The organism is Streptomyces bambusae (assembly GCF_020532645.1).
GTDB lineage: Bacteria > Actinomycetota > Actinomycetes > Streptomycetales > Streptomycetaceae > Streptomyces > Streptomyces bambusae.
In genome coordinates, this window is the sequence record NZ_JAJAUZ010000025.1 from 1 (window position 1) to 26,109 (window position 26,109).

Here is a 26,109-nt window from a genome sequence, read left to right on the forward strand (position 1 = left end):
GCACCCGCACCTGGGCCGGGCTGCCGCGGCACGGCGCAGCCGCGTACTGAGGCCGTCAGTCCCGCGGCAGCAGCGGGACCGGGGCACGGTCCAGGACGACGCCGAAGTGGTCCTGGTACGTCGTGAGGAGGGCCGGGGTGTCGTGGAGGACCTGCTTCGTGCGGCCTGCGGGGGTGGTGGTGATGAGGGTGCGGCCGGTGAGGGTGGTGCGGCCGTCCGGGGTGAGGCGGGTGCAGACCGGGCCGCGGGTGAAGTTGGACAGGGGGGAGGTGCAGTGCCACCAGGCGGCGGAGCGGAAGTGTGACAGGGGGCGGGGTCGGAGCTCCAGCCGGAACTGGACCTCGTCGTTCTGGAAGACGTCCAGGTCGCCCTCGGGGGCGTCGGCGAGGCGGAACACGCCGCCCGGGTCCTTCTGGTCGCCGCGGTCGTCGAAGGCCAGCGGGAAGTGGCTGTGGTCGCCGAAGCCGACGTCCGCCAGCCAGGCCGTGCCCTCGCAGGACTCCACGCGCAGTGCGAGGTGCCCGGCCGGAATCGTCGTACCGCCGCCGGCCGGGGTGACCTCGGCCGCGAGCAGGTCCACCCGGTAGCCCAGGGAGCGCAGCAACAGCGCGAAGGCGCCGTTGAGTTCGAAGCAGAAGCCGCCGCGCCGGGCGGTCACCAGCTTGTCGAACAGGGCCCCGGCGTCGAGGGACACGTCCTCGCCGAGGTGGATGGACAGGTTCTCGAACGGCACCGCCTGCAGGTGCCGCAGGTGCAGCTCGCGCAGGGCCTCGGCGGTGGGCCGCAGGGGCCGCTCGGCGCCGATCCGGGCCAGGTAGGCGGCCACGTGCTCGGGAGGCAGAAGTTCCGTCGTCTCGTCCATCCGCCCAGTCTTGCCGGTCCGGGCCAGGAACGGGCACCCCCGGTACGGGAAGATCGGGCACACCGCCCTGCCCGGCCGCACACCGCTCGCCGGGCGCCCGCCCGCATGCCGTCGCAGAATGAAGGAGGTCCGGGGGCCGGGTGGGGGTGAGGGGGAGTCCGTCACGCCCAGGAGGCAGGACATGTCCCGCAGCTACAGGAGAACCGGCGTGCTCGGCGCCTACATGGCCGCCGTGGCGGCCGTCGCCCTCGGCGTCCCCGCCCCCGCGTCCGCGGCCGCGGCGCCGGATGACTTCACCCTCTACGCGAAAGAGGCCCCGGCCGACGGCGACGGGCCCACCGGCTCGGGCAGCCCGACCGAATCCGGCAGCCCGACCGCCGAGCAGGAGGAGTACGAGCCCGGCGACGCCTTCACCTTCGCCTCCGACCTGTACCTCAGCAAGACGGGGTCCGTCGTCGGCCGCGACGGCGTGACCTGCACGGTCGTACGGACCGGGACCTCGTCCGACGACATGCTGTGCCTGGGCAACCTCGTCCTGAACGGCAACCCCGGCGACGGCCAGATCGCGGCCCAGGGCCTCGCGTCCTTCAGCACCTCGTCGGACCAGCCGCCGGCCCCCTTCGACATCGCCATCACCGGCGGCACCGGCGACTACGCCGACGCCCGCGGCTACATCCGCATCACCGACGAGGGCGACGGCTTCGAGCGCATGGAGTTCCACTTCAGCCCGTGACCACCGGGCAGGCTGTCAGGCGCCGTAGAGCGTCGGCCGCTCGGCCAAGGCGATACCTGCCCGCCCCGCATCAGGGGCGCTCCGGGCGCGGGCACTCGGGGTGCCAGAAGCCGATGGTCGGCGGGCCCTCTTGATGGGCGATCCACCCCCGCACCGCGAGCGCGTCGGGTGGGATCCAGCCTTCGCAGGAAGCGCAGCCGGGGCGGTTGTCGACGCACGTCACGTAGTCGTACCTGTCGTCGAGTGCAATGCGCTCAGGTTCCCGCGTAGCCATCGCCCACCGTCCCTCACGAAACCGTCTTCGTCATCGACAGCCAATGGTGGGCGGGTGCGGTGCGCGGTTCTAGGTGCTTTCCTGTTCGCGCAAGAACTCGTCTCGTATTCCTTCGAGCATGGCCCGCATGTCGTCACCGGAGAGTGCCGCGGAGGCGAAGCCATCGAACTTGCGGACGTACAAGGAAACATCCCTGGGGTCAGTCACGACGATTTCGGCGTGAACCGTTTCGACAGTGACGGTTCTGTCGTCACGGATGACGAATGCGTGATTGGCCACGTCCTGCTGCTGCCTCGACAAGGGGACGACGCGAAGGTCGATGTTGGGCAGCCGTGAAAGGGAGACGAGTCTGTCCACCTGTTCCGCCATCCGGGAGGTCGATACGATGCGCCACCGGAGTACGGGCTCGGTGATGACGAACCGAAGTTCCTTGGTCGAGTCGTAGAGGACCTGTTGGCGTTCTATCCGGGCAATGATGGTCTGCGTCAGCACATCCTCGCCGAGTTCGTGCCGAGAGAGAACCGCTCGAATGTATTCAGGCGTCTGCAGCAGGCCGGGGATCAAAGCCGGCTGGAAGAGTCGCAGCAGCGTCATGTGAGCCTCCAGTGCTCTCGTCTGCTGCTGCTGCGCCTTGTGCACTCCCATGCGGCGGACGAGACGCCAGGCGGTGGCCTCGGTTGCCGCTGCTCTGACGACTGCCAGGTACTCTTCCTTGACTTCGTCTGAGACGCCGATGGCTGTGAGGATGCGCTCCACATCTCCGACGGATGGAGCTGCCTTCGCCGTTTCGATCTTGCTCAGCTTGCTTGCGGACATGAGTGCACTGCGGGCGACGGTTTTGGCTTCTTTTCCGGATGCCTGCCGAAGCGCCCGCAGTGCGTATCCCAGCTGCCCCTTGTTCACTCCCCGTACTTCGCCCACCAATCGGAGAATGGTTCGGCATACCTCATGGCGGTGTCCCGGTACGCTCTGAATTCCCCCGCCCGCTCTTCGGGGAGAACGTCAACCCCAAGAAATTCCCCGTCGTGCGAATAGCTCATGACGGCCGGTGACGCCCCGTCCATCTGCCAGAAATCCGGAACCCCTTCCAAGGGGTTCGGCTGTTCGGTGGTGTCGAGAATGAAGAATTCCTCGCCGCCTGTGGCGTTCTTCCGGTAGCCCCAACCCAGCTCGAACCTCAGGTACGGAGTGAGGGGGCGGCAGAGGACGTGCACGCGATAGATGCGCTTGCCCTGGCTGGTGTGAGAGCGGAGTTCCGACACCCAGTCTTCGTTGTAGCCGGCCGGCTGAGGGGCCCCGGAGAGGAACGTCTCGTACGCCTCCACACTTCCCGACTTGCTGTAATCGTCCAGTGTCTCCAAGCGGAACGCTTCCCGCTGGAAGGTGTCGAACAGTTCCCCGAGGGTCTTAGGCACCACGAAGACCCTTCCGGATGAGATCGAAGATCAGTTGCTCCGGGATCTCGACCAGGGTTTCGTGGGCGGGAATGTCGAGTCCGTGATCCGCGGGGGTCTCGCCTTGGACCAGCAGCGTGCCCCGGTCGGTGGCGTAGATCGTGGGGCAGTCCTTGATGTCGCACGTGCTCACAAGCTTGGTGACCTTCACGGGGGTTCCCTCCCGGCCGGCTCCGTCGTGTCGTGGTTGATGCTCGCGACGAACTCGTGCGGTACGCAAGGGGTTCGAGTTTCCAAGACGGGAAGGCGGGCCGGAACGGCAGGAGCCCCCGGCGCCGGGCGCCGGGGGCTCCTGCAGGGGTGGGGGTTACACCAGACCCGGCCCCCGCACCGGGATGTGCGTGAACGTCGGCTCCGGGGCCGGGTTCTGGAAGAAGTCGTTGCCCTTGCTCCGCTCGCGGGGACTCTCGTAGCATCCGCGCATGATCAGACATCCGAGGGTTCTGGGGAACATCCGCGTATCGATCCTGAAGGACGACAGCAGTAGCCCCGAGTCGCAGCGGGCTGCTGTCGAGCACTGGACGATCGGGCCCACCATTGGCGGCCGCATGGTCGGTTGGGCAGAAGACCTGGACGTGACCGGAGCGATGCACCCGTTCAAGCGGCCCGGCCTCGGTCCCTGGTTTACCGAGAAGGCCGACGAGTGGGACGTGTTGGCTGTGGGGAAGATTGACCGGCTCAGCCGAAAGGCTGGCCATTTTGCGGAAGTCTTTGAGTGGTGCCAGAAACGTGGGAAGACCATCGTGTCCGTTACCGAAGGCATCGACATGAGCACCCCGATGGGAAAGATGTTCGCTCAAATCATCGCCGCCTTTGCCGAGGGAGAGTTGGATACGATTCGCGCCCGCGCTCTCTCGGGTTCAGCAGCCCGCAAGGCCAAGGGGGTTTGGATTGGCGGTGTGGAGCCGTATGGATATCGATTTGAGCGACAGGAGGGCGGAGGGAAGAAGCTCGTCCAAGACCCAACTCATGCCGACCTTTTTCTTGAAATTGTGGATCGCTTGAAGGGTGATTGGTCCTCTTACAAGATTGCGCTCGACCTCAACAAGCGTGGCGTTCCTACGTGGCGTGATCATCTCCGTCTCTTGAAGGGTGAAGAGCCAAGGGCGATCGCGTGGACGGCCAACGCTATTCGCTCCATCGTGATGAATCCAACAGTCGCAGGTATCTACACGCACAAGGGCGAAATCGTCGTAGACGATAATGGCGAGAGCGTCCGCATCGCCGAGAACCCTTTGATGGATTTCGCCGAGTGGTCTGAGTTCGCGGCTTCCCTTAAGCGCGACCGACCGGTTCGACGGGCTACTCCCTCGCGATCGATGCTCGGCGGTGTAGCTACTTGCCAGAGCTGCGGATCCCGAATGTCTTCCAATAAAAAGGTGAAGGCGAATGGTGCTGTGCATCATTACTACGGTTGCAACAATGTCAACACTGGAACTTGTCCGAGCCCCAATCGCATCCGGCGAGATGACCTCGACACTGCTGTGGGCTCGTTCATAAATGTGACCCTCGGGCCTTTGCCTGTAATGGAGAGGGTTGGGAATTCGATTAGTCAGGCCAAGGCAGAGCTTGCCGAGGCCGAGGCGATTCTTGACCGGCTGGAATCGGACTACCTTGCCGGGCGCCTGAAGTCGGAAGTCCAAATTGAACGGTACTGGGGGCAGCACGGGTTCCAGTCGGCCAAGGTCGAGCGACTGAGGGAAGAAATCAAGACCGCTGAAGATTCTCCGGCCTGGAAAACGACGGGGCGCACCTACTCGGAGGAGTGGGCCACGAAGGACGATGAGCAGAAGCGGGTATTCCTGCAACGGCACAGAATCACAGTGACCGTTGGAAGTACGGAGGACGGCTCTCGCCGTGTGCTCGTACGGGTGCCGGAAGTGACCGAGATCGCCGAGGAAACCGGCCTCCACGTCCCCGAGGGCTACGTATGGACTGCTCCCGAGGCTGAGTTCATTCTTCCGGCCCGGAAGGCCTACAAGCGAAGCTAGCAAGCGCTAGCCCCCCGGCCCCTGTTGCGTGTAAACGCTCCGGGGGCCTCTTCGTGCCCACTACTTGAGTCCGCCACCCTGGCGGGGATACAACTCGACTACCAACCAACCGTATGAGAGGGCACGTCGGCACCGTATGGCTAATCGCTCCGATGCCGCTAAGGCACGACACGGAACCTGGGTATTCGCCCTTGCCACGGCCGAGGCTCCCGGGGCCGACGTACTGAGAGCCCACAGGCTCACGCGCAAAGACGCGTGGCCCAACTTCACGCGCTTCCTTATCGCTGTGGGTACGCGCTGGGGAACCTGGGGAGAGGACGTGCGTCCGTCTCTCGACCGCATCCAGGAGGCGACCGGTGTCGACCGGTCGAAGGCGAGCCGATGGCTGCGCGCTGCCGTGAACCTCGGGTACCTCGCCGTGGCCCGCGAAGGATCCCGAGGAGTCGCCACGACCTACCGGATCGCCATCCCTGGCGAGACGACGGCGAAGGCCTCTCAGGGCCCTTCCGGCCCCTCCCGGGTGCCCAGGCCGGCGGAGGGCCCAGAAGTGCATCCTGCGGGCGCCCCGAGGCCGCCTAGTGAGCCCTTGCCGGATGAGGCTCGCCCGCTGAGTTGGGATGACATGTCCTGGGAGGCTCAGGCGGTGTTCCTATCGGCTCCGGCTGAACGACAGCAGCAATGGAAGCCGGAGTACGGATCCTTCGACGCGGCCGTTAAGGCGGCCGTGGCTAATAACCCATATCTCCCCGTGTAGCCCTCTGTCTTACAAGAGTGCGCCGATGAGATAGAGGGGCAGTGCCGCTGTATCAGAACAGCGGGATGCTGTCTCACAACCACACCTTCGCTGTCTTACATCCCCGGGCGTTCTGAGACGTAACTAGTAACTAAGAACTTACAGACCCCTACGGGGTCTGTTAGCTACTCGCAAGCTCGCAGCCATGCCCTGGCCGGTCGACAGACCGGGACAGTCAGTCTCCCTGACGGGGCCTGACTCAGCCAAGGCTTGAGTGAAGCTGCGGAGCAAGCGGAGCGAGATAGAACTCCTTCGGCTTGTGAGCATTCGGAGTCTTTCAACGGCCAAGGCGGAACGTGCTTACATTCCAGGCACCCCGGAAGGGTGCCCCCTGTCTTTACGGCTGCCCAGTCAAGGACAGCACACGCGGCCTCACGCAGGCCGCAGGGCGGGAAATCAAGAGCAAATACCTCGCCCGCGCTGTGCGTGTGCGCTAGCGGCCCCTTATGCAACCGGACCGCCACCCCTCTCCGAGGGGGAAGGGGGGTCTGAAACTTTCCGGGTGCCCTTCTCCGCACCCGCCGCCTTCCCTCTGCTGATGCGGCCGCGAATTAGCGGGAATTGGTGGGAGTGCGTGACGGCGCATGACTGTGCGTGTCCGGTTCCGCTGTTGTGGTGAAACCTGCGCTGTGACGGGTCTATATCCAGTGAAGAAACCCGCAAGGGAACTCCTTCAATGGTTCAGGGCCAGAGTTCGGTGCGGCTCCCGGAATTACTCCGCCGGGGGTCGCGCCCTTCTCGCTCCCCTTGGAGATGGAAATCATGATTGCGCACTTGAAGTGCTGGCACTGCGCCGAGGGGTTCACCCGTGAACTCGCGCCAGGAAGGCCCCCGCGGTACTGCCGCCCCTCCTGCCGTGAGGCGGCCCAGCGCGCACGCAAGAGGACTTACTACGAGCAGCGCGCCGAACAGCGAAGGAATGAAATGAACACTCAGACTGGCTGCGCCGCTTACGAGAGCGAGCGCCCGAAGGCATCCGACTTCAACCACTCGATGTCTGTGATCCATGAGGCCGAGCCCCTGCCGCCGGCCCTTGTCGAGCGAGCGGCTGAGTGTAGGGCCAAGGCTGAGGCCTGCACGGCCCCCCAGGCCCGTTCGGAGTGGATGTCTCACGCCGATGAGCTTTACGCATTCCTGGTCAAGCTCCTGTAACCCGCAACGCTGTTTGGCGTCGGCTGCCCGGTTCAACCGAGGCGGCTTTCTTTATGCCCAGTAACCACCAGGCCCTGACTAGGAGAAAAATTTGAAGCACGAACTCCGCAAGATGTTCGAGACTGCCGAGGCGGAGGGACGCGGCCTGAATGCTCGGGAGGTCGCGGCGGTTATTAATTCGGTTCCGGTGGAAGAGCGGATAGCGCGCACTGAGATTCTGGCCGCAGTTAACGGCCCCGACGGGGCGGACAGTGTTGAAACCCGCGACTCGATAGCCGAGACGCTGAAGTACATGGAGATGCGGGCCGCGGACGCCCGGGAGGACCGGGCGGGGCTCGACCGAGAAACTGAAGCGCGAGCGGCACTTGACAAGAATCCCGCTCTCCGAGCCATGGTCACGCCTGGGGGCAGTAAGGCTTTCCTTGGCGAGTCGGACGAGTGGCGGTCCATCCTGCCTTCCGGTAATGAGTTCCGCACTCTGGTGGCGGTGGGTAATCCTGCCAGCGGAGGTTACGCGGTTCCCGCTTCGGTTGCCGATCGCTGTGTTCAGTATCTTCGAGCGGCGAGCGTTTTCCTTCGCGTTGCGGGCGTCAACGTGCACCGCTTTGAAGGGGGATCTTTCTCTCTGCCTAATCTCACGGGTTCGACCACTCCGGGTGTTGTCGCCGAAGGCGCTGTCATCCCCGAAGGTGCTCCGAATTTCTCCAGTCTGACGTTTTCGCCGGTGAAGTACGCAGACCTTTACCGGGCGTCGAATGAGATCCTGGCGGATGCGGCCTTCGAGATGCGGGATCTGATTGCCGGTGTGATGATGCGGAACATCGCGAGCCAGGTGGACCGGGATGCCTTCCAGGGTGCAGGCGGCGCGGCGTCGCTTACTGGTCTGACGAAGGCCGGCATGGGTACGGCTGTGAATCTCGGGGCTGGTGCCACGCAGGTTTCCTGGGATCACATCATCGACAGCTATTCGGATATTGAAGCAGCGGGCGCTGTTCCTGCTGTGATTTGGGCGAGTCCTGATCAGGCGAAGAGCCTGCGGAAGGCCCGCGAGAACGGAACGAGTGGCGGCTATCTCGCCGGTCAGGTGACTGACCCGGTCGCGTCGCGTGGGCTCGGTCTCCCGATTCATGTTTCTGCGAATCTCCCTGCTCGCACCGTGATTGTGGCCGATCCGACTCGTATTCATATCGGCCTGCGGTCCGATGTGCGTGTTGCCGTTTCCGAGGACTACGCATTCGACCGCGATGTCACGGCATTTCGTGCGACCTACCGAGTAGCAGGGCTGGCCGTAGATTCTCCGGCCGCTGTCCATGTCATCAAGGCAGCTGCTAGCTAGGCGGCTAGTACAAGAATCCCCCCATAACCTTTCGGTTGTGGGGGAATTCTTGCATTCCTACTACAGGGGCGCGGCTAGGCGTTATAGAGCGTCGGGCGCTCAGCCACTTGTTCCGGGGTCAGCCCTTCGACGGTGAGGTTCCCCGTCCAGAGCTGGTCGCGGTTGGCGTACGTGGCATCGAACCGGACGCGCTTGCCGCCAGGCTCCAACTTCCAACCCTGCGAAGGGAATTGTGTGATGAGGTCGCTGCCGCACACGAACGCCCGGGTGGCCTGGGTAAGCACCCATTGGGCCAGCTCGGTTTCGCTGGCCGTGGGCCGCCCGCAGGTGCGGGCCATCTGCCACAGCCGCGGCCACTCAATACCGGGGGTGAGCGGGCCGACGATGCCCACGTCCCCGATCCGCCGCTCGTCCAGGTGGTGCACGGCGTAGCCGAAGACCACGCCGAACATCGCGAACACCGTGACTCTGCTTCGTCCGGCCAGACCGTCGTCAGATGCCATGGGCGGTACCTTTGCTCACGGTAGGACCCGGGCACATGCGACGTGTCCGGGTCCTCCTTCGTTCGAGGGGATCAGCAGCACGGCCCGTCACTGCAACACGTCGGCGCGTTGCAGTCGGCCGCGGTGCCCCACAGCCGGTCATCGACGTCGAACCCGTGAGCGGCCAGGCGGCCGGCCACGTCGACCATCAGACCGCGCGTGCGGACCTTCGAGTTGGGGGCGTGGTGGACGTAGTAGCCGAACTGGTCCTGGCACCACTGCGCGTACTCCTGGCTGTGCAGCATGAACGTGTGCCAGCCCGGGTCGACGGTGTCGCTGGGCGCCATGTCGGTGGCGCGGGTCGTCCCGACCACCCACAGGAACGCCAAGGCCTGGTCCATGACGCGGTTGGCCACGACCCTTTCCAGGCCGTATTCGTCCGCGCAGAACGCGGCCAGCCGCTCGAACAGCTCGGGACTGACGAGATCCTTCCCGTGCCGTACGGCGACGGGCCTTTCAACCATGGTCGTCATCGCGTGCTTCCTTCCGTACGTGCTGGGGGCTCAGGCCGCGGGCGGGGGCGGGAACTGGTCTCCGCCCGAGTCTCCGTCACCGGACTTCTCCCGAGGGTCGCCGTGCATGGGCACCTTCCTTCCGTGAACGGTGTTGCCTGCCCGCCCCTTCGGGGGCGGGTGGTCCCTTCGCCCGGACTTGAACCGGGGTCTGCCGCGCGGGGAGATGGCTGCCGCGAAGTCGGCGCGCGGCGCTCTTCCTGACTGAGCTACGAAGGGTCGCGGAACAGCTCTTCGAGAGCGGGCGCGATGGCTTGGAACATGTCGTGCTCAGGGTCGGTGACCTCCCAGGTGTGTCCGCCCTGGTGGTCGATGTACTGGCAGCAGCCGTCCCCGGCCTCGGACGCGGCTGGGCAGTCGCGCACCCACCTGAGAGACAGCTCGGGGCGGTCGTTTGCCCACCGGAGCCAGAGCGACACCCGCTGAGGCTTGCCGGGGTCGTAGACGCAGGCGTGATGCTCCCCGTCGTGCTGTTCCAGCGTGCACCGGTAGCGGCTGCTTCGCTGGAAGCTGTCCCCGATCATGAACCGCAGCAGGGCCCGGAAGGCGTCTTCGTCTCGTTCGATCGAGGCTCCGCAGACGTAGCGGCCCAGAGTCTGTTGGCGGCTCACGCCCGCCTCACCTTCGCCGGGTTGGCGTGCCACTCGCGTCCGCCGCTCTCGGGCCCCAGGAACGCGACCGGGACCGTCCTGCGGTCCCCCGGCGGGTCCGCGGGGTTTTCCCAAGCAGGGTCGATGTCTCGGAGGATGCCCAGGCGCCCGTACTCGTCCTGGCAGCGCGCCCCGATGTCCGCCCGGGTGACCATCAGGGACGCTCCGGGCGCGGGCACTCGGGGTGCCAGAAGCCGACGGAGGGCGGCCCCTCGCGGCGCGCGATCCACCCCCGCACGGCGAGCACGTCGGGCGAGATCCACCCCTCACAGGCAGCGCAGTTGGGCCGGTTATTGACGTTCGTTACGTAGTCGTACCTGTCGTCAGGCGCAATGCGCTGGGCTTCCCGCGTTGCCATCGCTCACCATCCCTCACGGACTGTCAACGGAATCGACAGCCATGATTCCGCGAGGGACGGGACGAACCGGCATTTATTGGCGTTGTCGGGTAAAGAGCGTCGACCAATCGGAGAGCGCTTGTCGGAGGTCGTCCCCGAACAGGGCGTACGCCTCGTATCGTGCAAAGTCCTCTCGGTACGCTTCCACGTCCCTGTGGTCGCGCAAGATGAGGGCGCCAGTGCCGGTTTCTACCGTGGCTAGCCGCCGGTCATAGACCGTGAAGGTATTCAGCGGACGCTCAGGAATATGCCCATCCAGCGGGATGACGCCTAGCTTTACGTTCGGAATGCGCGAGATCGAAGCCAGCCAGTCTAGCTGCATTGCCATTCCGAGAGGCGGAAGGAGTGGCCACCTGACCGCTTGTTCCGTGAGGAGGAACGTGAAGGACTTTGATGAGTCTCGCAGGATGCTTTGACGTTCGAGCTTCTTCGCCACAATTTTGGACTGATCTCCGGAGACGTCGGCGATACTGGCGCGGACGTACTCGGGAGTGGCCAACAAGCCTGTAATCATGGAGAGCAGGAAATAACGGAACTCCGTAGATGCTGCTTCGAGTCGAGCCAACTCGTTCTGCTTTTTGTCGAGCCCGCGTCGACGCGAGGACCAATGGTCTTGCCACTCCGTGTTTGCCGTACGGGTCAGTGCCAGCAGCGCATCTGCTGTAGGGCCACCCGCTTCGAGCGCAGCTAGGATCAACTCCACATCAACGATTGCGGGCGTAAGCTTCCCGCTCTCGATGTTGCTAATTTTTGTTTGAGACATGTTGCAGCGGCGGGCGAGCCAGGTTTGTGTCTTCCCGGCTCGCTTCCGCAACGTACGCATAGCTTCGGCTAGGTCTGATCTGGACTGGCCTAGCCGTTCAGGCTCAAGCGTCAAGGCCCTTCACGTACTCCTCGAAAGGCACCGATTCGCTGACTGCGATCCGCTGGTACTCGACGAACGGGGACACGTCGCCTTCGAAGATCTCACGGCTGATCTGCCGACCGTCCGCGTAGTAGTTCATCAGCACGACGTCGGCGCGGTCGAACAACCAGAAATCCTGAACCCCTCGCAAGGGGTTGTCTCGGCTGGTCACATCGAGAATACGGATCTCCTCGCCGGCCAGGGCGTGTGGTGCGTAGTACTGGGAGAACTCGAATCGCAAGTAGTCGGAGAGCGGGCGGGTCACGATGTGTACGCGGCCCTGTGAGCGCCCCTCGGCCACCTGCCGTGCGAGGCGGTCGGTGTAATCGTTCGAGACGCTTGCCGGATCGACACGGGCCCCGGCTTTGAATGCCGTGAACTCCTCCGCTTCTTGCGGCATGAGGTACTGGGGCAGCGTCTCAAGCCTCCAGGCTTCCTGCCGGAAGTCTTGGAATTTCGCCTGCCAGGCTTCACCATCCAAGAGCACGAACGGCCTCCCGCAGCACGCTTTCCGGGATCTCCACAAGCCCTTCCCCCTCCGGCGGTTGGAAGACGTCGGTAACGTCGCCCTGGACGACGAACGAGCCGCTGGCGGTGCGGTAGACGTTCGGGCAGTCGTCCTTGCCGCAGGTGCCGTTGCCGTTCCCGTTGCCGGTGAGTCGGGTCAGTTCCTCGCGCGCCATGCTGAAACCCCCTTGTCCTGGCCCCGGTTGGGGCCTCGGGAGACGACGGTACGAGTGCCCGTGCGGTCCGTCTATGCGGCATCGCCAATATTTGCGTTGTCGGGTAGACGATCTACGGCGGCCCCGCCGTGGCCCCGGAGCGGGCTCCTGCGTGCCGGGTGGGGGGCTGCGACGGAGAGAGCCCCCGACGCTGGGCGTCAGGGGCTCTCTGGGCTGTGGAGTGCTGGGGCTAGGCCATCCCGGGGCCGCGGACCGGGATGCTGGTGAACGTCGGCTGCTCGGGTTCACGCGAAGTGAAGAAGTCGTTGCCCTTGTCGTCCACGACGATGAACGCCGGGAAGTCCTCGACCTCGATCTTCCAGACGGCCTCCATGCCGAGCTCCTCGTACTCGACGACCTCGACCTTCTTGATGCAGTCCTGCGCGAGCCGGGCCGCCGGGCCGCCGATCGAGCCCAGGTAGAAGCCGCCGTGGCTGCCGCAGGCATCGGTGACCTGCTGCGAGCGGTTGCCCTTGGCCAGCATGACCTTCGAGCCGCCCGCCGCCTGGAACTGCTCGACGTACGAGTCCATGCGGCCGGCCGTGGTCGGGCCGAAGGAGCCGGACGCGTAGCCTTCGGGGGTCTTCGCCGGGCCGGCGTAGTAGACCGGGTGGTCCTTCAGGTACTGCGGCATGTCCTCGCCCGCGTCCAGCCGCTCCTTGATCTTGGCGTGCGCGATGTCGCGCGCCACGACCAGCGGGCCGGTCAGCGACAGGCGGGTCTTGACCGGGTGCCTGGTCAGCTCGGCGAGGATGTCGTCCATCGGCTGGTTCAGGTCGATCTTCACGACGTCCGAGGACGCGTCCAGATGCTCGTCGGTCGTCTCCGGCAGGAAGCGCGCCGGGTCCTTCTCCAGCTGCTCCAGGAAGACGCCCTCGGCGGTGATCTTCGCGACGGCCTGGCGGTCGGCCGAGCAGGAGACGGCGATGGCGACCGGCAGCGACGCACCGTGCCGCGGCAGCCGGACCACGCGCACGTCGTGGCAGAAGTACTTGCCGCCGAACTGCGCACCGATGCCGATCTTCTGCGTCAGCTCGAAGACCTTCTCCTCCAGCTCCGTGTCGCGGAAGCCGTGGCCCAGCGCCGAACCCTCGGTCGGCAGCTCGTCCAGGTAGTGCGCCGAGGCGTACTTCGCGGTCTTCAGCGCGTGCTCGGCGGAGGTGCCGCCGACGACGATCGCCAGGTGGTACGGCGGGCAGGCCGCGGTGCCCAGCGAGCGGATCTTCTCCTCCAGGAACTTCATCATCGAGCCCTCGTTGAGGACCGCCTTCGTCTCCTGGTAGAGGAAGGACTTGTTGGCCGAGCCGCCGCCCTTGGCCATGAAGAGGAACTTGTACGCGCCGCCGTCGGTCGCGTACAGCTCGATCTGCGCGGGCAGGTTCGAGCCGGTGTTCTTCTCCTCCCACATGGTCAGCGGTGCCATCTGCGAGTAGCGCAGGTTCAGCTTCGTGTACGCGTCGTAGATGCCGCGGGAGAGCGCCGCCTCGTCGCCGCCCTCGGTGAGGACGTTCTGGCCGCGCTTGCCCATGACGATCGCGGTGCCGGTGTCCTGGCACATCGGGAGCACGCCGGCCGCCGCGATGTTCGCGTTCTTCAGGAGGTCCAGGGCGACGAACTTGTCGTTCGAGGAGGCCTCGGGGTCGTCGATGATGCGGCGCAGCTGAGCGAGGTGGGCCGGGCGCAGGTAGTGCTGGATGTCGTGGATGGCCTCGGCGGCCAGCGCGCGCAGCGCCTCCGGCTCGACCTTGAGGAACGTACGGCCGTCGGCCTCGAACGTCGAGACGCCCTCGGAGGTCACCAGCCGGTACGGGGTGGTGTCCTCGCCCAGGGGCAGCAGGTCGGTGTACGCGAACTCCGGCATTTGGGTAGCCATTCCTCACTCGGCAGACAGCGCTGGCGACCATTTGGCAGCGCGGTACACCAGCGTAGGACCTCGCCCCGCGGTCCTGTCTGTGAGGTAAGGCTCAGTCGCCCCGAAACAGCACTATCGCGATCTATCGCGTCTCGCTATGCTGGCGTGCGTGGACCTCGACAAGCGACCCGCCCAGCCCGGCCAGGACACTGCCGGACCCGCACCGTCTGCCGCCGCGATCCGGGCCTCCGACGCCGACCGCGACCGCACCGCCCGCATCCTCGGGGACGCCCTCGCCGAGGGCCGGCTCACCGCGGACGAGCACGCCGAGCGCATCGACGCGCTGTTCACCGTCAAGACCGTGGGAGAGCTGGACCGGCTGGTACGGGACCTGCCCGCCGGGGTCCGGACGGCCCCGCACGCCGGCTCCGCCCTGCCCGACGGCGCCCGCCCGTACGCCGGCGAGCCCGACCACGTGGTCGCCGTGTGCAGCGGCACCACCCGCCGGGGCCGCTGGCGGCCCGCACCCCACACCCGGGCCGTGGCCGTCATGGGCGACGTCACCCTCGACCTCACCGAGGCCACGTTCGAACAGCAGCTCACCGAGATCAACGTGACCTGTCTGCTCGGCAATGTGGAAATCCTCGTCCCGGAAAACATCACGCTCCGCGGATTCGGCAACGGCTTCCTCGCCAATTTCGAAGTCCACGCGGACGGGTCCGAACACACCGATCCGCAGGCTCCCGTCGTGATCGTCCGCGGGTTTTCCGTGCTCGGCAATATCGAGGCCCGCAAGAAGTCCGGGAAGCGGCTGGTCGACCTGGCGGCCCGCATGCGGAAGCAGGGTTGAGCCCGCCACCACGGGGGAATGGGGGGCGCCGGACCAGTCGGCAACAGGACGTCCGGGGGCGGAATTCGGTCTAACTTTCCCGAAGCGGAACACAGTGCATAGGCCTGCGAGGAGCGGGTAGAGACAGTCGCATCGTCTCTCGCTCGCGAATACGTCGTCAGGAGTAGACCGTGCAGCAACCGCCGCATCAGTCCCTGCAGGCCGCCGTCCAGTGCGTTCCGAGTATCCCGAACCCACGGCAGCCGGTCAGGGAAGAGGACGGCCCGTGGCATGCGGAGGCGGTGTGCCGCCGGGACGAGGCGGGGCTGTTCTTCGCCCCCTCCAAGGAGCCGACGGCCGCCCGGCTGTCGCGCGAGGAGGCCGCCAAGCGCGTGTGCGCCCGCTGTCCGGTGATGGTCGCCTGCCGCGAGCACGCCCTGCTCCAGCCCGAGCCGTACGGCGTGTGGGGCGGCCTCACGGCCGCCGAGCGCCGGGTCGTGCTCGCCCGGCGCCGCCGCCGCGCCGCCGAGCTGCGGTCCGGGCAGACCGCGGGTCCGGTCGCGGCCGCCGGCTGAGCCGCGGCCCCCGGGCTCGTACCCGGTCGGGGTCCGTACGACGCGAAGGGCGCTCCCGCCGCACAACGGGAGCGCCCTTCGCGTACTGCGGACCGGCCGCCCGGAGACGGGCAGCCGGTCCCGGGAACGGCGGCCTACTGCGCGCGGTCGAAGTCGATGGCGCTGTAGGCGCGCAGCTTCGACAGGCGGTGGGTCGAGTCGATCTTACGGATCGTGCCCGACTTCGAGCGCATGACCAGCGAGGACGTGGTCGCGGTCTCGGAGCGGTAGTGCACGCCGCGCAGCAGCTCGCCGTCGGTGATGCCGGTCGCGACGAAGAAGACGTTCTCGCCGGAGACCAGGTCGTTGGTGTGCAGGACGCGGTCCAGGTCGTGGCCGGCGTCCAGCGCCTTCTGGCGCTCCGCCTCGTCCTTGGGCCACAGCTTGCCCTGGATCGTGCCGCCCAGGCACTTTATGGCGCACGCCGAGATGATGCCCTCGGGGGTGCCGCCGATGCCGAGCAGGAGGTCGACGCCGGTGCCCTCGCGGGCGGCCATGATCGAGCCGGCCACGTCGCCGTCCGAGATGAACTTGATCCGGGCGCCCGTCTCGCGGATCTCCTTGACGATGCCCTCGTGGCGGGGCCGGTCCAGGATGACCACGGTGACGTCCTCGGCGGCCATGCCCTTCGCCTTGGCCACGCGGCGGATGTTCACCGAGACCGGGGCGTTGATGTCGACGAAGTCGGCGGCCTCGGGGCCGGTGACCAGCTTGTCCATGTAGAACACCGCGGACGGGTCGAACATGGTGCCGCGGTCGGCGGCGGCCAGCACGGCGATCGCGTTCGGCATGCCCTTGGCGTTCAGGGTGGTGCCGTCGATCGGGTCGACCGCGATGTCCACCTCGGCGCCGGTGCCGTCGCCGACCCGCTCGCCGTTGAACAGCATCGGGGCCTCGTCCTTCTCGCCCTCGCCGATGACGACGACGCCGTTCATCGAGACGGTGGAGACGAGGGTGCGCATCGCGCGCACGGCCGCGCCGTCGGCGCCGATCTTGTCACCGCGCCCGACCCAGCGGCCGGCGGCCATGGCGGCGGCCTCCGTGACGCGGACGAGCTCCAGGGCGAGGTTGCGGTCGGGGGCCTCGGGAGACACCTCGAGCTGAGGCGGCAGGCTGTGCTCGGTCATCGGAGCGCACCTTTCTGTACGACGACGGCACGACACGGCCGTAAAAAGGAGGGTGCCGGAACTCTATCGGTAGGTCGACATATTGAGCAGGGCGGGTCACGTATGAGCGGCGCACGGACGCCCGTACGGTGGCGCACGACACATTGGACGCCCTTTTCGCGCGCCGGGCGACCCTGCCGGTGATCGCCGTGGCCGATAGGGGACGATGGGTCCCGTGGCAGGTATGAAAGGCAAGCAGACGGTCCGGGACATGGTGCGGTCACTGGCGGTGATCGGCGTCCTCGTCGCGCTCATTTACGTGTTCATCCCGCACGACGAGAAGGCGGACCCCACCAGGGTCGTCGACTACCGCGTCGAGCTCATCACGGCGCGCCGGGCGGCCCCGTACCCGGTGGCGGCACCGGTGGGCCTGCCGAAGGAGTGGCGCGCCACGTCGGTCACGTACGAGCGCCGCAACGCGAACTCCTGGCACCTGGGCTACCTCAACCCGGCCGACCAGTACGTCGCCGTCGAGCAGTCCACCGACGCCAGCGTGGACACGTGGGTCCGCAAGGTGACCCGCGACGCCGCGGAGACGCAGGCGACGCAGCAGGCCGGCGAGCTGACCTGGACCCGCTGGGAGGGTACGAAGTACCGCGCGCTGGTCCGCAAGGAGCAGGGCGTGACCACGGTGGTCACGGGCACCGGCTCCTACGCGGAGCTGGGCGAGATGGCGGCGGCGCTGGAGATGAAGCGCGGCTGAGGCCGCCGGGCCCGGCCGCGGCGGCCGGGCGTACGGACATGCGAAAGAGGCCGGTCCCGGGAATCCGGGGCCGGCCTCCTGTCGCTTGCGGGGCCTGCGGCCGGGCGGCTCTGCCGCCCGGCGGTCCTGCGGTCGGGTGATCAGACCGTGGTGACGACGGCGTCGTAGTCCAGGCGCGGGGAGCGGGGGAACGGGGCGTCCTCGCCGGGCTTGCCGATGTTGACGACCATCAGCGGGGTGTGGTCGTCGTCCAGGAACTCCTTCTGCACGCCGGCGAAGTCCAGGCCGGTCATCGGGCCGGCGGCCAGGCCGGCGGCGCGGATGCCGACGATGAAGTACGCGGCCTGGAGGGAGGCGTTCACCAGCGCGGAGCCCTCGCGGACCGAGCGCTCGCCGAAGAACACGTCCTTGGCCTGCGGGAAGTGCGGGAACAGCTCCGGGAGCTCCTCGTGGAACTCGTTGTCCGCGGAGAGGATCGCGACCAGCGGGGCGGCGGCGGTCTTGGCCTGGTTGCCCTCGGCCATGTGGGAGACGAGGCGCTCACGGGCCTCGGCGGAGCGGACCAGGGTGATGCGCAGCGGGGTCTGGTTGAAGGCGGTGGGGCCGAACTTCACCAGGTCGTAGATCGCCTGAACCTGCTCGTCGGTCACCGGCTCGTCCGAGAAGGTGTTGGCGGTGCGGGCCTCGCGGAAGAGGAGGTCCTGAGCGGCGGTGTCGAGAACGAGGGACATGGCGGGGCCTTTCATCGGTGCCGATCGAGTTGACCGTGCTGGTCGAAGCGACGTCTACGACCTTAGGACGAGATAGATGAAATTTCAACTAATCTGGTCCGGAGGTGCTGCGCATCACAGTCGTTGACTGCTCAACGATCCCCTCAACCTGCGCAGTCAGGCACCTATTCCCTCCGGGGGCGGCGGCCCCCTCCGCGGGCGGGCCCCGGGCGGCTACTCCTCGTCCGCAGCCGCCCCCTCGCCGGCCGCGTCACGGCCGGCGAGCGCCGAGTCGAGGCGGGCGCGGGCACCCTCCAGCCAGTGGCGGCAGACCTTGGCCAGCTCCTCGCCGCGTTCCCACAGGGCGAGGGACTCCTCCAGGCTCGTGCCGCCCGCCTCCAGACGGCGCACGACCTCGATCAGCTCGTCCCGTGCCTGCTCGTAGCCCAGCGCCGAAGCGTCCGTCCCGGCCATCAGATCCACCCTCGGTGTGTAGTCCAGCGAAAACATTGCGCGTATGTGAAACCTGCCTCGGCACGTGTCCGGGCGGGGGGCCGCCGACGTCCGGCCCGGGTCAGGACCCGGCCCCGGCGGGGTCGGACGGTCCGGCGGGCTCGGCCGGATCCGCCGGCTCCGGCACCTCCGTCACCGCGACCGTGAACTCGCCCGCCGCGACGCGGGCCCGCAGGGCGTCCCCGGGGGCGACCTCCGACGGCGCGCGGACCACGTGGCCGTCCGGGCGCTGGAGGACCGCGTAGCCGCGTTCCAGGGTGGCGGCGGGGGAGAGGGCCACCACGCGGGCCCGGGTGTGGGACAGCTCCGAGTCGGCCCGGTCCAGCAGGTGGCCCAGAGTCCGCCGGCTGCGCGCCAGGAGCGCCTCCACCTGCTCCTCCCGGTCCTCGACCATCCGCTGCGGGTGCACGAAGACCGGCCGGCCCAGCGCGTGCGCCAGCCCGCGCTCCTCCCGGTCCAGCAGCCCGCGCACCGACCGCAGCGCCCGGTCGCGCAGCAGCCGGACCCGGTCCAGCTCCTCGCCGACGTCCGGGACCACCTTCTTGGCCGCGTCCGTCGGGGTGGACGCCCGCAGGTCGGCGACCAGGTCCAGCAGCGGGGTGTCCGGCTCGTGCCCGATCGCCGACACCACCGGGGTCCGGGCCGCGGCGACCGCCCGTACGACCTCCTCGTCCGAGAACGGCAGCAGGTCCTCCACGCTGCCGCCGCCGCGGGCCACGACGATCACGTCCACCTCGTCGAGGGCGTCCAGCTCCTGCACCGCGCGGATCACCTGCGGAACCGCGTGCACGCCCTGGACGGCCACGTTCCGCACCTCGAAGCGGACCGCCGGCCAGCGGCGCCGGGCGTTCTCCAGCACGTCGCGCTCGGCCGCGGAGGCGCGGCCGCAGACCAGGCCGACGAGCTGCGGCAGGAACGGCAGCGGCTTCTTGCGGTCCAGCGCGAACAGGCCCTCCGCGGCCAGGCTCCGCTTCAGCTTCTCCAGCCGGGCCAGCAGCTCGCCGATGCCGACGGGCCGTATCTCCGTCGCCCGCAGCGACAGCTGGCCGCGGGGGGCGTACCACTCGGGTTTGGCCAGGACGACCACCCGCGCGCCCTCCGACACGGCGTCGGCGACCTCGTCGAACACCTGGCGGTAGCAGGTCACGCTCAGCGAGATGTCGTGCGAGGGGTCGCGCAGCGTCAGGAACACCACACCGGCGCCGGGACGGCGGTTCAGCTGGGTGATCTGCCCCTCCACCCACACCTGGCCGAGGCGGTCGATCCAGCCGCCGATGAGGCGGGACACCTGGCCCACCGGCAGCGGCGCCTCGGCCGACGTATTCAGACCCATGCGAGCCAGGCTAACGGGCGGGGCTGACAGCGACTCAGCAGCCGGCCGCGCTCAAAGACCGGGGCTCCGCCCCGGACCCCGCGCCTCAAACGCCGGCGAGGCTGGAATCGCCCGGCAGCATCCGGCGTCAGGCAGGGGCCCGGCGGCGGCGCTGCAGCGCCAGGACCAGCAGGCCCAGGAGCAGCCACACCGCCCCCACCACCCGCGCCGAAGGCGCCGCCCCCGCGATGATCGCGAGCGAAACCCCCGCCCCGAGCACCGGCACCGCCACGTGCCGCCAGAACACCGGCCGCCCCGCCCGCCGCCGCACGACGAACCACCCCACCACCGCCGTATGCAGCAGCACGAACGCCGTCAGCGCCCCGATGTCCACCACGGACACCAGCCGCTCCAGCCCGTCCGCCCGCCGTGCCGCCCACACCGCCGCCACCAGCGTCACCGCGGCCGCCACCAGCAGCGCCCCCCGCGGCGTGCCGCCCGACGTCCGCGCCAGGACCCGCGGCAACCGCCCCTCCCGCGCCATCGCGAACAGCAGCCGGCCGGCCGCCGCCTGCCCCGCCAGCGCCGCGAACGCCGCCCCCACCGCCTTGGACACCGCGATCAGGTCGTGCAGCCAGCCGCCCACCGACGCGTCCACCGCGTCGTAGAAGGAGGACCCCTGCCGGGCCGGATCCGCCGCCAGCTCCGCCGCCGGGACCGGCATCAGCAGCGCCGCCAGATACGTCTGCACGACGAACAGCAGCCCCGTCAGCCCCAGGCAGAACAGCACCGCCCGGGCCACCCGCGCACTCCCCCCGGTCACCTCCTCCGCGAACGAGGCGATCGCGTCGAACCCCAGGTACGACAGCACCGCCACCGACACCGCCCCGACCACCGCCGCCGGGGAGAACCCCGCCGACCCGTCCCCGGTCAGCGGCGACAGCCAGCCGCGCTGCGCACCGTCCTGCACCAGCACCGTCACCGCCGCCCCCACGAACACCAGCAGCACCGCCAGCTCCAGCGCCAGCACCGCGAAGCCGACCCGGGCGGCCGCCCGTACCCCCCACAGGTTGAGCGCCGTGGTCACCACCACCGCAAGTGCCGTCCACACCCACCGCGACACCTCCGGCACCAGCGCGTTCAGCGCGATCCCGGAGAACAGGTACGCCACCGCCGGGATCAGCAGGTAGTCGAGCATCGCCATCCACCCGGCGATCATCCCGGCCCCCTCGCCCAGCCCCTTGCGGGCGTACGCGAACACCGAGCCGGCCTGCGGGGCCACCTGCACCATCTGCGCGTAGCTGAAGGCCGTCAGCGCCATCGCCGCCGTGGCGCACAGGTAGACGAGGGCGACCGCGCCGTGCGACCGCGCGTCGAGCGTGCCGAAGATCCCGACCGGGGCCATCGGCGCGATGAACAGGAGCCCGTACACGACCAGGTCGCGGAAGCCGAGGTTCCGCGACAGCCGGCCGGACTTTGGCCCGGTCGTGGCCGTATCGGCCGCCATGCCGCCCCCTCCGGTCGCGGGTACGTCTTTTCGACCCCAGTCTGCGGGCCGGACGGGATCTCCGGCGGTCCGGAGACGGCCGTACGATGGACGCCATGACTGCTCCCGCTTCCCGCCGTGTCCTCCTCGCCGCCCCCCGCGGCTACTGCGCGGGTGTGGACCGCGCCGTGATCGCCGTAGAGAAGGCCCTAGAGCAGTACGGTGCACCGGTCTACGTCCGGCACGAGATCGTGCACAACAAGTACGTCGTCCAGACGCTGGAGAAGAAGGGCGCGATCTTCGTCGAGCAGACGACGGAGGTCCCCCCGGGCTCCATCGTGATGTTCTCCGCGCACGGCGTGGCCCCCGTCGTCCACGAGGAGGCCGCCCGCGGCCGGCTCGCGACCATCGACGCGACCTGCCCCCTGGTCACCAAGGTGCACAAGGAGGCCATCCGCTACGCCAACGAGGACTTCGACATCCTCCTCATCGGCCACGAGGGCCACGAGGAGGTCATCGGCACCTCCGGCGAGGCCCCCGACCACATCACGATCGTCGACGGCCCGCACGACGTGGACAAGGTCACCGTCCGCGACGAGTCGAAGGTCGTCTGGCTCTCCCAGACCACGCTCTCCGTCGACGAGACGATGGAGACGGTCGACGCGCTGAAGACCAAGTTCCCGCTGCTGGTCTCGCCGCCGAGCGACGACATCTGCTACGCCACCTCCAACCGCCAGGCCGCCGTCAAGGCCATGGGCGCCGACGCCGACCTGGTCATCGTCGTCGGCTCCAAGAACTCCTCGAACTCCATCCGCCTGGTCGAGGTCGCCCTCGACGCCGGCGCACGCGCCGCGTACCTCGTGGACTTCGCCAGCGAGATCGACGAGGCGTGGCTGGAGGGTGTCACCACGGTCGGCCTGACCTCGGGCGCCTCGGTGCCGGAGGTGCTGGTCGAAGAGGTGCTGGAGTGGCTGGCCGCCCGCGGCTACGCCGACGTGGAGATCGTCAAGACCGCCGAGGAGTCCATCACCTTCTCGCTGCCCAAGGAGCTCCGCCGCGACCTGCGCGCCGAGGCGGCCGCCCTGGTCGAGGGGAAGTAGCGCCCCACCCCCCTCCGGGGACCCCGCTCCCGGACCGGCGGCTTTACGGTTTCGAAGGGCCGAGAGCCGGTCGTTTTCGTACGGTGTGTCCATGCAGATCTTCGGCGTGGACATCGGCGGCTCCGGCATCAAGGGCGCGCCCGTGGACCTGGACCGCGGCGACCTGGCGCAGGAGCGCCACAAGGTGCTGACCCCGCATCCGGCCACCCCCGACGGGGTGGCCGGCTGCGTGGCAGAGGTCGTCCGGCACTTCGACTGGCAGGGCCCGGTGGGCGTCACGTTCCCCGGGGTGGTCACGGACGGCACGACGCGCAGCGCGGCGAACGTGGACGACGGCTGGATCGGCCTGGACGCGCGGGCGCTGCTCACGGACCGGCTGGGCGGCCTGCCGGTGACCGTGCTGAACGACGCCGACGCGGCCGGCGTCGCGGAGATGGCGTACGGGGCGGGGCGCGGCCGAGGCGGCACCGTCATCGTGCTGACGCTGGGCACGGGCATCGGCAGCGCCGTCTTCACCGACGGCCGGCTGGTGCCGAACACCGAGCTGGGCCATCTGGAGCTGCGCGGCCACGACGCGGAGACCAAGGCCTCGGTGAAGGCGAAGGAGGACGGCGACCTCAGCTGGGAGCACTGGGCCAAGCGGGTGCAGCGCTACCTGGCGCACGTGGAGATGCTGTTCTCGCCGGACCTGTTCATCCTCGGCGGCGGCGTCAGCCGCAAGGCCGACCGCTTCGTCCCCCTCCTCCACGGCATCCGCGCCGAGATCGTCCCCGCCCGGCTCCAGAACAACGCCGGGATCGTGGGCGCGGCGATGGCGGCGCGGGGGGAGTGACGGAACCGGCCGCGCCGCGGGCCCGGGTTTCCGCTCCGGGCCCGGGTTTCCGCTCCGGTCCCGGTCCCGGCTCCGGGCCCGGCTCGGCCCGGCTGCTACGCCGGGCGGCGGGCCGGAGCGCGGCGGGGCATGCGGCGGCGGCCGATGAGCACGGCCTTGCGGACGATGACGATCAGGGACGCGATCAGCGTCCCTCCGTACAGCCAGCCGGCGTGCAGCGACAGTGCGGTCACCACGCCCATCAGCTGGCCGCCGAACCCGCCCGAGCCCCCGGCGATCGGCCAGACGCCGGCCGCGAAGGCGATCGGCACCGACACCGGAGCCGTGATCAGGTCCGCGGGCCGCACCCACAGCGCCGTCGCGGCGGCCACCGGCAGGAACAGCACCCCGTACCCGACGAGCGAGCCGTCGAACAGCAGCCACACCAGCCCGGCCGCCAGCACCATCGCCACGCACGAGAACAGCCCGCCGCCCAGCCCGGTCAGCCGCGGCGCGGGCAGCCGGCGCAGCAACGGCGCCGGGCGGCCGCCCGGCCTCGGCCGCGGCCGGGCGACCCGGGTGCCGCGGGCGGCCGCCTGGGCGGGCAGCGCCGGCCGCCCGGGCTGCCGGCGTCTCGGAGGGTGATGCGGCGAACGCGTCCTGTATTGCTCCACCCGACCAAAGTAGGTCGCGCACCCCCTCCGGCCGCCGCCGGACACGCGTGTCGCCGTACTTGGCCGAGAGTGGCCGTCCTGCGCCCGGCGGGGGCCGCGGGCGGGGCCCCGTAAACTGTGGGATGGCCTGACCTCGGGCCGCCCCACCTCCAGCTCACGGGAAGTCGCCAACGTGTCGCTCACGATCGGAATCGTCGGCCTGCCGAATGTCGGCAAGTCGACCCTGTTCAACGCCCTGACCAAGAACGACGTGCTGGCGGCCAACTACCCGTTCGCCACCATCGAGCCGAACGTCGGCGTCGTCGGCGTGCCCGACGCGCGCCTGGCGGTCCTCGCCGGCATCTTCGGCTCGCAGAAGATCCTCCCGGCGACGGTCGACTTCGTGGACATCGCCGGCATCGTCCGCGGCGCCTCCGAGGGCGAGGGCCTGGGCAACAAGTTCCTCGCGAACATCCGCGAGTCGGACGCGATCTGCCAGGTCATCCGCGCGTTCAAGGACGAGAACGTCGTCCACGTCGACGGCAAGGTCTCGCCGAAGGACGACATCGAGACGATCAACACCGAGCTGATCCTCGCCGACCTCCAGTCCGTCGAGAAGGCCATCCCGCGCCTGACGAAGGAGTCCCGCCTCCAGAAGGACAAGGTGGCGGTCCTCGCCGCCGTCGAGGCCGCGCAGAAGATCCTGGAGGGCGGCGAGACGCTGTTCTCGAAGGGCATCACCAAGGGCACCGAGCAGGGCGACCTCCTGCACGAGCTGCACCTGCTGACCACGAAGCCGTTCCTGTACGTCTTCAACGTCGACGAGGACGAGCTGACGGACGACGCGTTCAAGGCCGAGCAGTCGGCGCTGGTCGCCCCCGCCGAGGCGATCTTCCTGAACGCCAAGCTGGAGGCCGACCTGGCCGAGCTGGACGACGAGGAAGCGCTGGAGCTCCTCCAGTCGGTCGGCCAGGAGGAGCCCGGCCTGGCCACCCTCGGCCGCGTCGGCTTCGACACCCTGGGCCTGCAGACCTACCTGACGGCCGGCCCGAAGGAAACCCGCGCCTGGACCATCAAGAAGGGCGCCACCGCCCCCGAGGCCGCCGGCGTCATCCACACCGACTTCCAGCGCGGCTTCATCAAGGCCGAGGTCATCTCCTTCGCCGACCTCGTCGAATGCGGCTCCGTCACCGAAGCCCGCGCCAAGGGCAAGGCCCGCATGGAAGGCAAGGACTACGTCATGCAGGACGGCGACGTGGTGGAGTTCCGCTTCAACGTGTGATCCGCCCGCACGCACCCCCGACGGGGCCGGCTCCTCCCGGAGCCGGCCCCTTCGGCGTCAGGTGCGGGTGTCGTACACCGTGGAGCGGTGGCCGATGTGGACGACCCGGACCACCAGCTCCCCGTTGTCGATCGTGTAGACGACGCGGCAGTCGCCGACCCGGCCGCCCTGCTTGTCAGGGGCGAGAGTGGTACGTTATCCGGTACCACTTGAGGAGAGGGGTCAGGTCATGTCGATAACTGCGAGTGAAGCCCGCAAGGAACTCTTTCCGCTGATCAAGAAGGTCAACGAGAACCACGAGGCCATTGAGATCGTCTCCAAGCACGGCAACGCCGTGCTCGTCTCGGCCGAGGACTACGCGGCGCTGCGTGAGGGCTCGTACCTGCTGCGCTCCCCGGCGAACGCCCGTCGCTTGCTCAAGGCGTACGAGAACGCCCTGGCGAACATCAACGTGTCGGAGCGCGAGTTGATCGATCCTGACTCGGCGGACGCGGGTGCTGCGTGAGGCTCGTCTTCGAGGATCAGGGCTGGGAGGACTGCACGTCCTGGCTCAAGAACGACCGCAAGATGCTCGCCCGGATCAACAGACTCATCGAGGACGTCAGGCGTGACCCCTTCACGGGTGTCGGCAAGCCCGAGCCGCTGAAGTATCACCTTCCCGGCGTGTGGTCGCGGCGGATCGACGATGAACACCGCCTCGTCTACCTGGTGACCGACAAGGAGGTCGTCATCCTCGCGGCCCGGTACCACTACTGA

Annotated in this window: 29 protein-coding genes, 1 tRNA gene and 1 pseudogene; 11 read left to right on the forward strand and 20 right to left on the reverse strand. The window is 68.3% G+C overall.

All coding sequences use genetic code 11. From position 1 onward, the window contains the following. Positions 1–55: 55 nt before the first annotated feature. Positions 56–862: an arylamine N-acetyltransferase family protein gene (locus LG634_RS18685; protein WP_226735009.1), complete on the reverse strand. Its 807-nt coding sequence runs from the start codon at positions 860–862 to the stop codon at positions 56–58. 181 nt (positions 863–1,043) lie between these two features. On the opposite strand from LG634_RS18685, the gene LG634_RS18690 reads away from it, so the two are divergent. Continuing rightward, positions 1,044–1,595, forward strand: a complete 552-nt coding sequence (locus LG634_RS18690; RefSeq protein WP_226735010.1) for an allene oxide cyclase barrel-like domain-containing protein — start codon at positions 1,044–1,046, stop codon at positions 1,593–1,595. Positions 1,596–1,665: 70 nt separating this feature from the next. On the opposite strand, the gene LG634_RS18695 is transcribed toward LG634_RS18690, so the two are convergent. The 4 genes from LG634_RS18695 to LG634_RS18710 form a co-directional block, all read right to left on the reverse strand. Next, complete coding sequence (locus LG634_RS18695; protein WP_226735011.1) at positions 1,666–1,869, reverse strand: hypothetical protein; 204 nt, start codon at positions 1,867–1,869, stop codon at positions 1,666–1,668. A 69-nt stretch (positions 1,870–1,938) separates the two neighbouring features. Next, on the reverse strand, positions 1,939–2,793 hold the full coding sequence (locus tag LG634_RS18700; protein ID WP_264203303.1) for a helix-turn-helix domain-containing protein: 855 nt from the start codon (positions 2,791–2,793) through the stop codon (positions 1,939–1,941). Next, a complete protein-coding gene (locus tag LG634_RS18705; protein ID WP_226735012.1) occupies positions 2,769–3,287 on the reverse strand; it encodes a DUF6879 family protein in 519 nt (172 codons plus the stop codon). The genes LG634_RS18700 and LG634_RS18705 overlap by 25 nt, the downstream gene beginning before the upstream one ends. Then, positions 3,277–3,474 (reverse strand): hypothetical protein, encoded by a 198-nt coding sequence (locus LG634_RS18710; RefSeq protein WP_226735013.1) that lies wholly within the window; start codon positions 3,472–3,474, stop codon positions 3,277–3,279. The genes LG634_RS18705 and LG634_RS18710 overlap by 11 nt, the downstream gene beginning before the upstream one ends. A 271-nt stretch (positions 3,475–3,745) precedes the next feature. Here LG634_RS18710 and LG634_RS18715 point away from each other — a divergent pair, with 271 nt between their 5' ends. After that, positions 3,746–5,314, forward strand: a complete 1,569-nt coding sequence (locus LG634_RS18715) for a recombinase family protein (RefSeq protein ID WP_226735014.1) — start codon at positions 3,746–3,748, stop codon at positions 5,312–5,314. Between the two features lie 2,036 nt (positions 5,315–7,350). Beyond that, entirely contained in the window at positions 7,351–8,595 is a 1,245-nt protein-coding gene (locus LG634_RS18720) for a phage major capsid protein (protein WP_226735015.1), read from the forward strand. 74 nt (positions 8,596–8,669) lie between these two features. Here the strand turns inward: LG634_RS18720 and LG634_RS18725 are convergent, their stop codons facing one another. The 8 genes from LG634_RS18725 to LG634_RS18760 form a co-directional block, all read right to left on the reverse strand. Then, on the reverse strand, positions 8,670–9,098 hold the full coding sequence (locus LG634_RS18725) for a hypothetical protein (protein WP_226735016.1): 429 nt from the start codon (positions 9,096–9,098) through the stop codon (positions 8,670–8,672). A 71-nt stretch (positions 9,099–9,169) separates the two neighbouring features. After that, positions 9,170–9,610, reverse strand: a complete 441-nt coding sequence (locus tag LG634_RS18730; protein WP_226735017.1) for a UCP032817 domain-containing protein — start codon at positions 9,608–9,610, stop codon at positions 9,170–9,172. A gap of 160 nt (positions 9,611–9,770) precedes the next feature. Then, positions 9,771–9,868: transfer RNA gene (locus LG634_RS18735), tRNA-Arg, on the reverse strand. Continuing rightward, entirely contained in the window at positions 9,859–10,260 is a 402-nt protein-coding gene (locus LG634_RS18740; RefSeq protein WP_226735018.1) for a hypothetical protein, read from the reverse strand. The genes LG634_RS18735 and LG634_RS18740 overlap by 10 nt, the downstream gene beginning before the upstream one ends. A 470-nt stretch (positions 10,261–10,730) precedes the next feature. Next, positions 10,731–11,573, reverse strand: a complete 843-nt coding sequence (locus tag LG634_RS18745) for a helix-turn-helix domain-containing protein (protein ID WP_226735019.1) — start codon at positions 11,571–11,573, stop codon at positions 10,731–10,733. After that, a complete protein-coding gene (locus LG634_RS18750) occupies positions 11,563–12,087 on the reverse strand; it encodes a DUF6879 family protein (protein WP_226735020.1) in 525 nt (174 codons plus the stop codon). Before LG634_RS18750 ends, LG634_RS18745 begins: the two co-directional genes overlap by 11 nt. After that, a complete protein-coding gene (locus tag LG634_RS18755; protein ID WP_226735021.1) occupies positions 12,071–12,283 on the reverse strand; it encodes a hypothetical protein in 213 nt (70 codons plus the stop codon). The genes LG634_RS18750 and LG634_RS18755 overlap by 17 nt, the downstream gene beginning before the upstream one ends. Before the next feature lie 229 nt (positions 12,284–12,512). Continuing rightward, a complete protein-coding gene (locus tag LG634_RS18760) occupies positions 12,513–14,183 on the reverse strand; it encodes a fumarate hydratase (protein WP_226735022.1) in 1,671 nt (556 codons plus the stop codon). Between the two features lie 160 nt (positions 14,184–14,343). Between LG634_RS18760 and LG634_RS18765 the strand changes: the two genes are divergently transcribed. After that, entirely contained in the window at positions 14,344–15,024 is a 681-nt protein-coding gene (locus LG634_RS18765) for a DUF1707 SHOCT-like domain-containing protein (protein WP_226735023.1), read from the forward strand. Between the two features lie 170 nt (positions 15,025–15,194). After that, a complete protein-coding gene (locus tag LG634_RS18770; RefSeq protein ID WP_226735024.1) occupies positions 15,195–15,578 on the forward strand; it encodes a WhiB family transcriptional regulator in 384 nt (127 codons plus the stop codon). Positions 15,579–15,712: 134 nt separating this feature from the next. Here LG634_RS18770 and glpX read toward each other — a convergent pair whose 3' ends face one another. Continuing rightward, the gene (gene glpX, locus LG634_RS18775) at positions 15,713–16,744 is read right to left on the reverse strand and encodes a class II fructose-bisphosphatase (RefSeq protein ID WP_226735025.1); all 1,032 of its coding nucleotides are present in this window, start codon (positions 16,742–16,744) and stop codon (positions 15,713–15,715) included. A gap of 223 nt (positions 16,745–16,967) precedes the next feature. On the opposite strand from glpX, the gene LG634_RS18780 reads away from it, so the two are divergent. After that, positions 16,968–17,486: a DUF4245 domain-containing protein gene (locus LG634_RS18780; RefSeq protein WP_226735096.1), complete on the forward strand. Its 519-nt coding sequence runs from the start codon at positions 16,968–16,970 to the stop codon at positions 17,484–17,486. A gap of 140 nt (positions 17,487–17,626) precedes the next feature. Here the strand turns inward: LG634_RS18780 and LG634_RS18785 are convergent, their stop codons facing one another. From LG634_RS18785 to LG634_RS18800, 4 genes are all read right to left on the reverse strand, one after another. Further along, entirely contained in the window at positions 17,627–18,217 is a 591-nt protein-coding gene (locus tag LG634_RS18785) for a malonic semialdehyde reductase (protein ID WP_226735026.1), read from the reverse strand. A gap of 213 nt (positions 18,218–18,430) precedes the next feature. Further along, a complete protein-coding gene (locus tag LG634_RS18790) occupies positions 18,431–18,670 on the reverse strand; it encodes an exodeoxyribonuclease VII small subunit (protein WP_226735027.1) in 240 nt (79 codons plus the stop codon). 100 nt (positions 18,671–18,770) lie between these two features. Next, on the reverse strand, positions 18,771–20,042 hold the full coding sequence (gene xseA / locus LG634_RS18795) for an exodeoxyribonuclease VII large subunit (protein ID WP_226735028.1): 1,272 nt from the start codon (positions 20,040–20,042) through the stop codon (positions 18,771–18,773). Between the two features lie 127 nt (positions 20,043–20,169). Beyond that, entirely contained in the window at positions 20,170–21,528 is a 1,359-nt protein-coding gene (locus tag LG634_RS18800; RefSeq protein WP_226735029.1) for an APC family permease, read from the reverse strand. 86 nt (positions 21,529–21,614) lie between these two features. Between LG634_RS18800 and LG634_RS18805 the strand changes: the two genes are divergently transcribed. Together LG634_RS18805 and ppgK are read left to right on the forward strand one after the other, a co-directional pair. Next, positions 21,615–22,607, forward strand: a complete 993-nt coding sequence (locus tag LG634_RS18805) for a 4-hydroxy-3-methylbut-2-enyl diphosphate reductase (RefSeq protein WP_226735030.1) — start codon at positions 21,615–21,617, stop codon at positions 22,605–22,607. A 91-nt stretch (positions 22,608–22,698) separates the two neighbouring features. Beyond that, a complete protein-coding gene (gene ppgK / locus LG634_RS18810) occupies positions 22,699–23,439 on the forward strand; it encodes a polyphosphate--glucose phosphotransferase (RefSeq protein ID WP_226735031.1) in 741 nt (246 codons plus the stop codon). Positions 23,440–23,534: 95 nt separating this feature from the next. Here the strand turns inward: ppgK and LG634_RS18815 are convergent, their stop codons facing one another. After that, complete coding sequence (locus tag LG634_RS18815; protein ID WP_226735032.1) at positions 23,535–24,092, reverse strand: DUF6542 domain-containing protein; 558 nt, start codon at positions 24,090–24,092, stop codon at positions 23,535–23,537. A gap of 172 nt (positions 24,093–24,264) precedes the next feature. Here LG634_RS18815 and ychF point away from each other — a divergent pair, with 172 nt between their 5' ends. Beyond that, positions 24,265–25,353 carry a redox-regulated ATPase YchF gene (gene ychF, locus LG634_RS18820; RefSeq protein ID WP_226735033.1) on the forward strand — a complete coding sequence of 363 codons (1,089 nt, stop codon included), beginning with the start codon at positions 24,265–24,267 and terminating at the stop codon, positions 25,351–25,353. A 57-nt stretch (positions 25,354–25,410) separates the two neighbouring features. On the opposite strand, the pseudogene LG634_RS18825 reads toward ychF, so the two are convergent. Continuing rightward, positions 25,411–25,518, reverse strand: a pseudogene (locus LG634_RS18825) (type II toxin-antitoxin system RelE family toxin); the annotation flags it as partial. 64 nt (positions 25,519–25,582) lie between these two features. Here LG634_RS18825 and LG634_RS18830 point away from each other — a divergent pair. Next, positions 25,583–25,858, forward strand: coding sequence for a type II toxin-antitoxin system Phd/YefM family antitoxin (locus LG634_RS18830; protein ID WP_226735034.1), 276 nt, complete (start codon positions 25,583–25,585; stop codon positions 25,856–25,858). Continuing rightward, on the forward strand, positions 25,855–26,109 hold the full coding sequence (locus LG634_RS18835; RefSeq protein ID WP_226735035.1) for a Txe/YoeB family addiction module toxin: 255 nt from the start codon (positions 25,855–25,857) through the stop codon (positions 26,107–26,109). Before LG634_RS18830 ends, LG634_RS18835 begins: the two co-directional genes overlap by 4 nt.

Excerpts from the sequence above, each read along its gene's own strand:
- LG634_RS18755 (WP_226735021.1), bottom strand. The coding sequence starts at position 12,283 with ATGGCGCGCGAGGAACTGACCCGACTCACCGGCAACGGGAACGGCAAC.
- LG634_RS18800 (WP_226735029.1), bottom strand. The coding sequence starts at position 21,528 with ATGGCGGCCGATACGGCCACGACCGGGCCAAAGTCCGGCCGGCTGTCG.
- LG634_RS18790 (WP_226735027.1), bottom strand. The coding sequence starts at position 18,670 with ATGGCCGGGACGGACGCTTCGGCGCTGGGCTACGAGCAGGCACGGGAC.
- xseA (WP_226735028.1), bottom strand. The coding sequence starts at position 20,042 with ATGGGTCTGAATACGTCGGCCGAGGCGCCGCTGCCGGTGGGCCAGGTG.
- LG634_RS18805 (WP_226735030.1), top strand. The coding sequence starts at position 21,615 with ATGGACGCCATGACTGCTCCCGCTTCCCGCCGTGTCCTCCTCGCCGCC.
- LG634_RS18690 (WP_226735010.1), top strand. The coding sequence starts at position 1,044 with ATGTCCCGCAGCTACAGGAGAACCGGCGTGCTCGGCGCCTACATGGCC.
- LG634_RS18830 (WP_226735034.1), top strand. The coding sequence starts at position 25,583 with ATGTCGATAACTGCGAGTGAAGCCCGCAAGGAACTCTTTCCGCTGATC.
- LG634_RS18780 (WP_226735096.1), top strand. The coding sequence starts at position 16,968 with ATGAAAGGCAAGCAGACGGTCCGGGACATGGTGCGGTCACTGGCGGTG.
- LG634_RS18730 (WP_226735017.1), bottom strand. The coding sequence starts at position 9,610 with ATGACGACCATGGTTGAAAGGCCCGTCGCCGTACGGCACGGGAAGGAT.
- LG634_RS18685 (WP_226735009.1), bottom strand. The coding sequence starts at position 862 with ATGGACGAGACGACGGAACTTCTGCCTCCCGAGCACGTGGCCGCCTAC.
- LG634_RS18785 (WP_226735026.1), bottom strand. The coding sequence starts at position 18,217 with ATGTCCCTCGTTCTCGACACCGCCGCTCAGGACCTCCTCTTCCGCGAG.
- ppgK (WP_226735031.1), top strand. The coding sequence starts at position 22,699 with ATGCAGATCTTCGGCGTGGACATCGGCGGCTCCGGCATCAAGGGCGCG.
- LG634_RS18695 (WP_226735011.1), bottom strand. The coding sequence starts at position 1,869 with ATGGCTACGCGGGAACCTGAGCGCATTGCACTCGACGACAGGTACGAC.
- glpX (WP_226735025.1), bottom strand. The coding sequence starts at position 16,744 with ATGACCGAGCACAGCCTGCCGCCTCAGCTCGAGGTGTCTCCCGAGGCC.
- LG634_RS18760 (WP_226735022.1), bottom strand. The coding sequence starts at position 14,183 with ATGCCGGAGTTCGCGTACACCGACCTGCTGCCCCTGGGCGAGGACACC.
- LG634_RS18725 (WP_226735016.1), bottom strand. The coding sequence starts at position 9,098 with ATGGCATCTGACGACGGTCTGGCCGGACGAAGCAGAGTCACGGTGTTC.
- LG634_RS18715 (WP_226735014.1), top strand. The coding sequence starts at position 3,746 with ATGATCAGACATCCGAGGGTTCTGGGGAACATCCGCGTATCGATCCTG.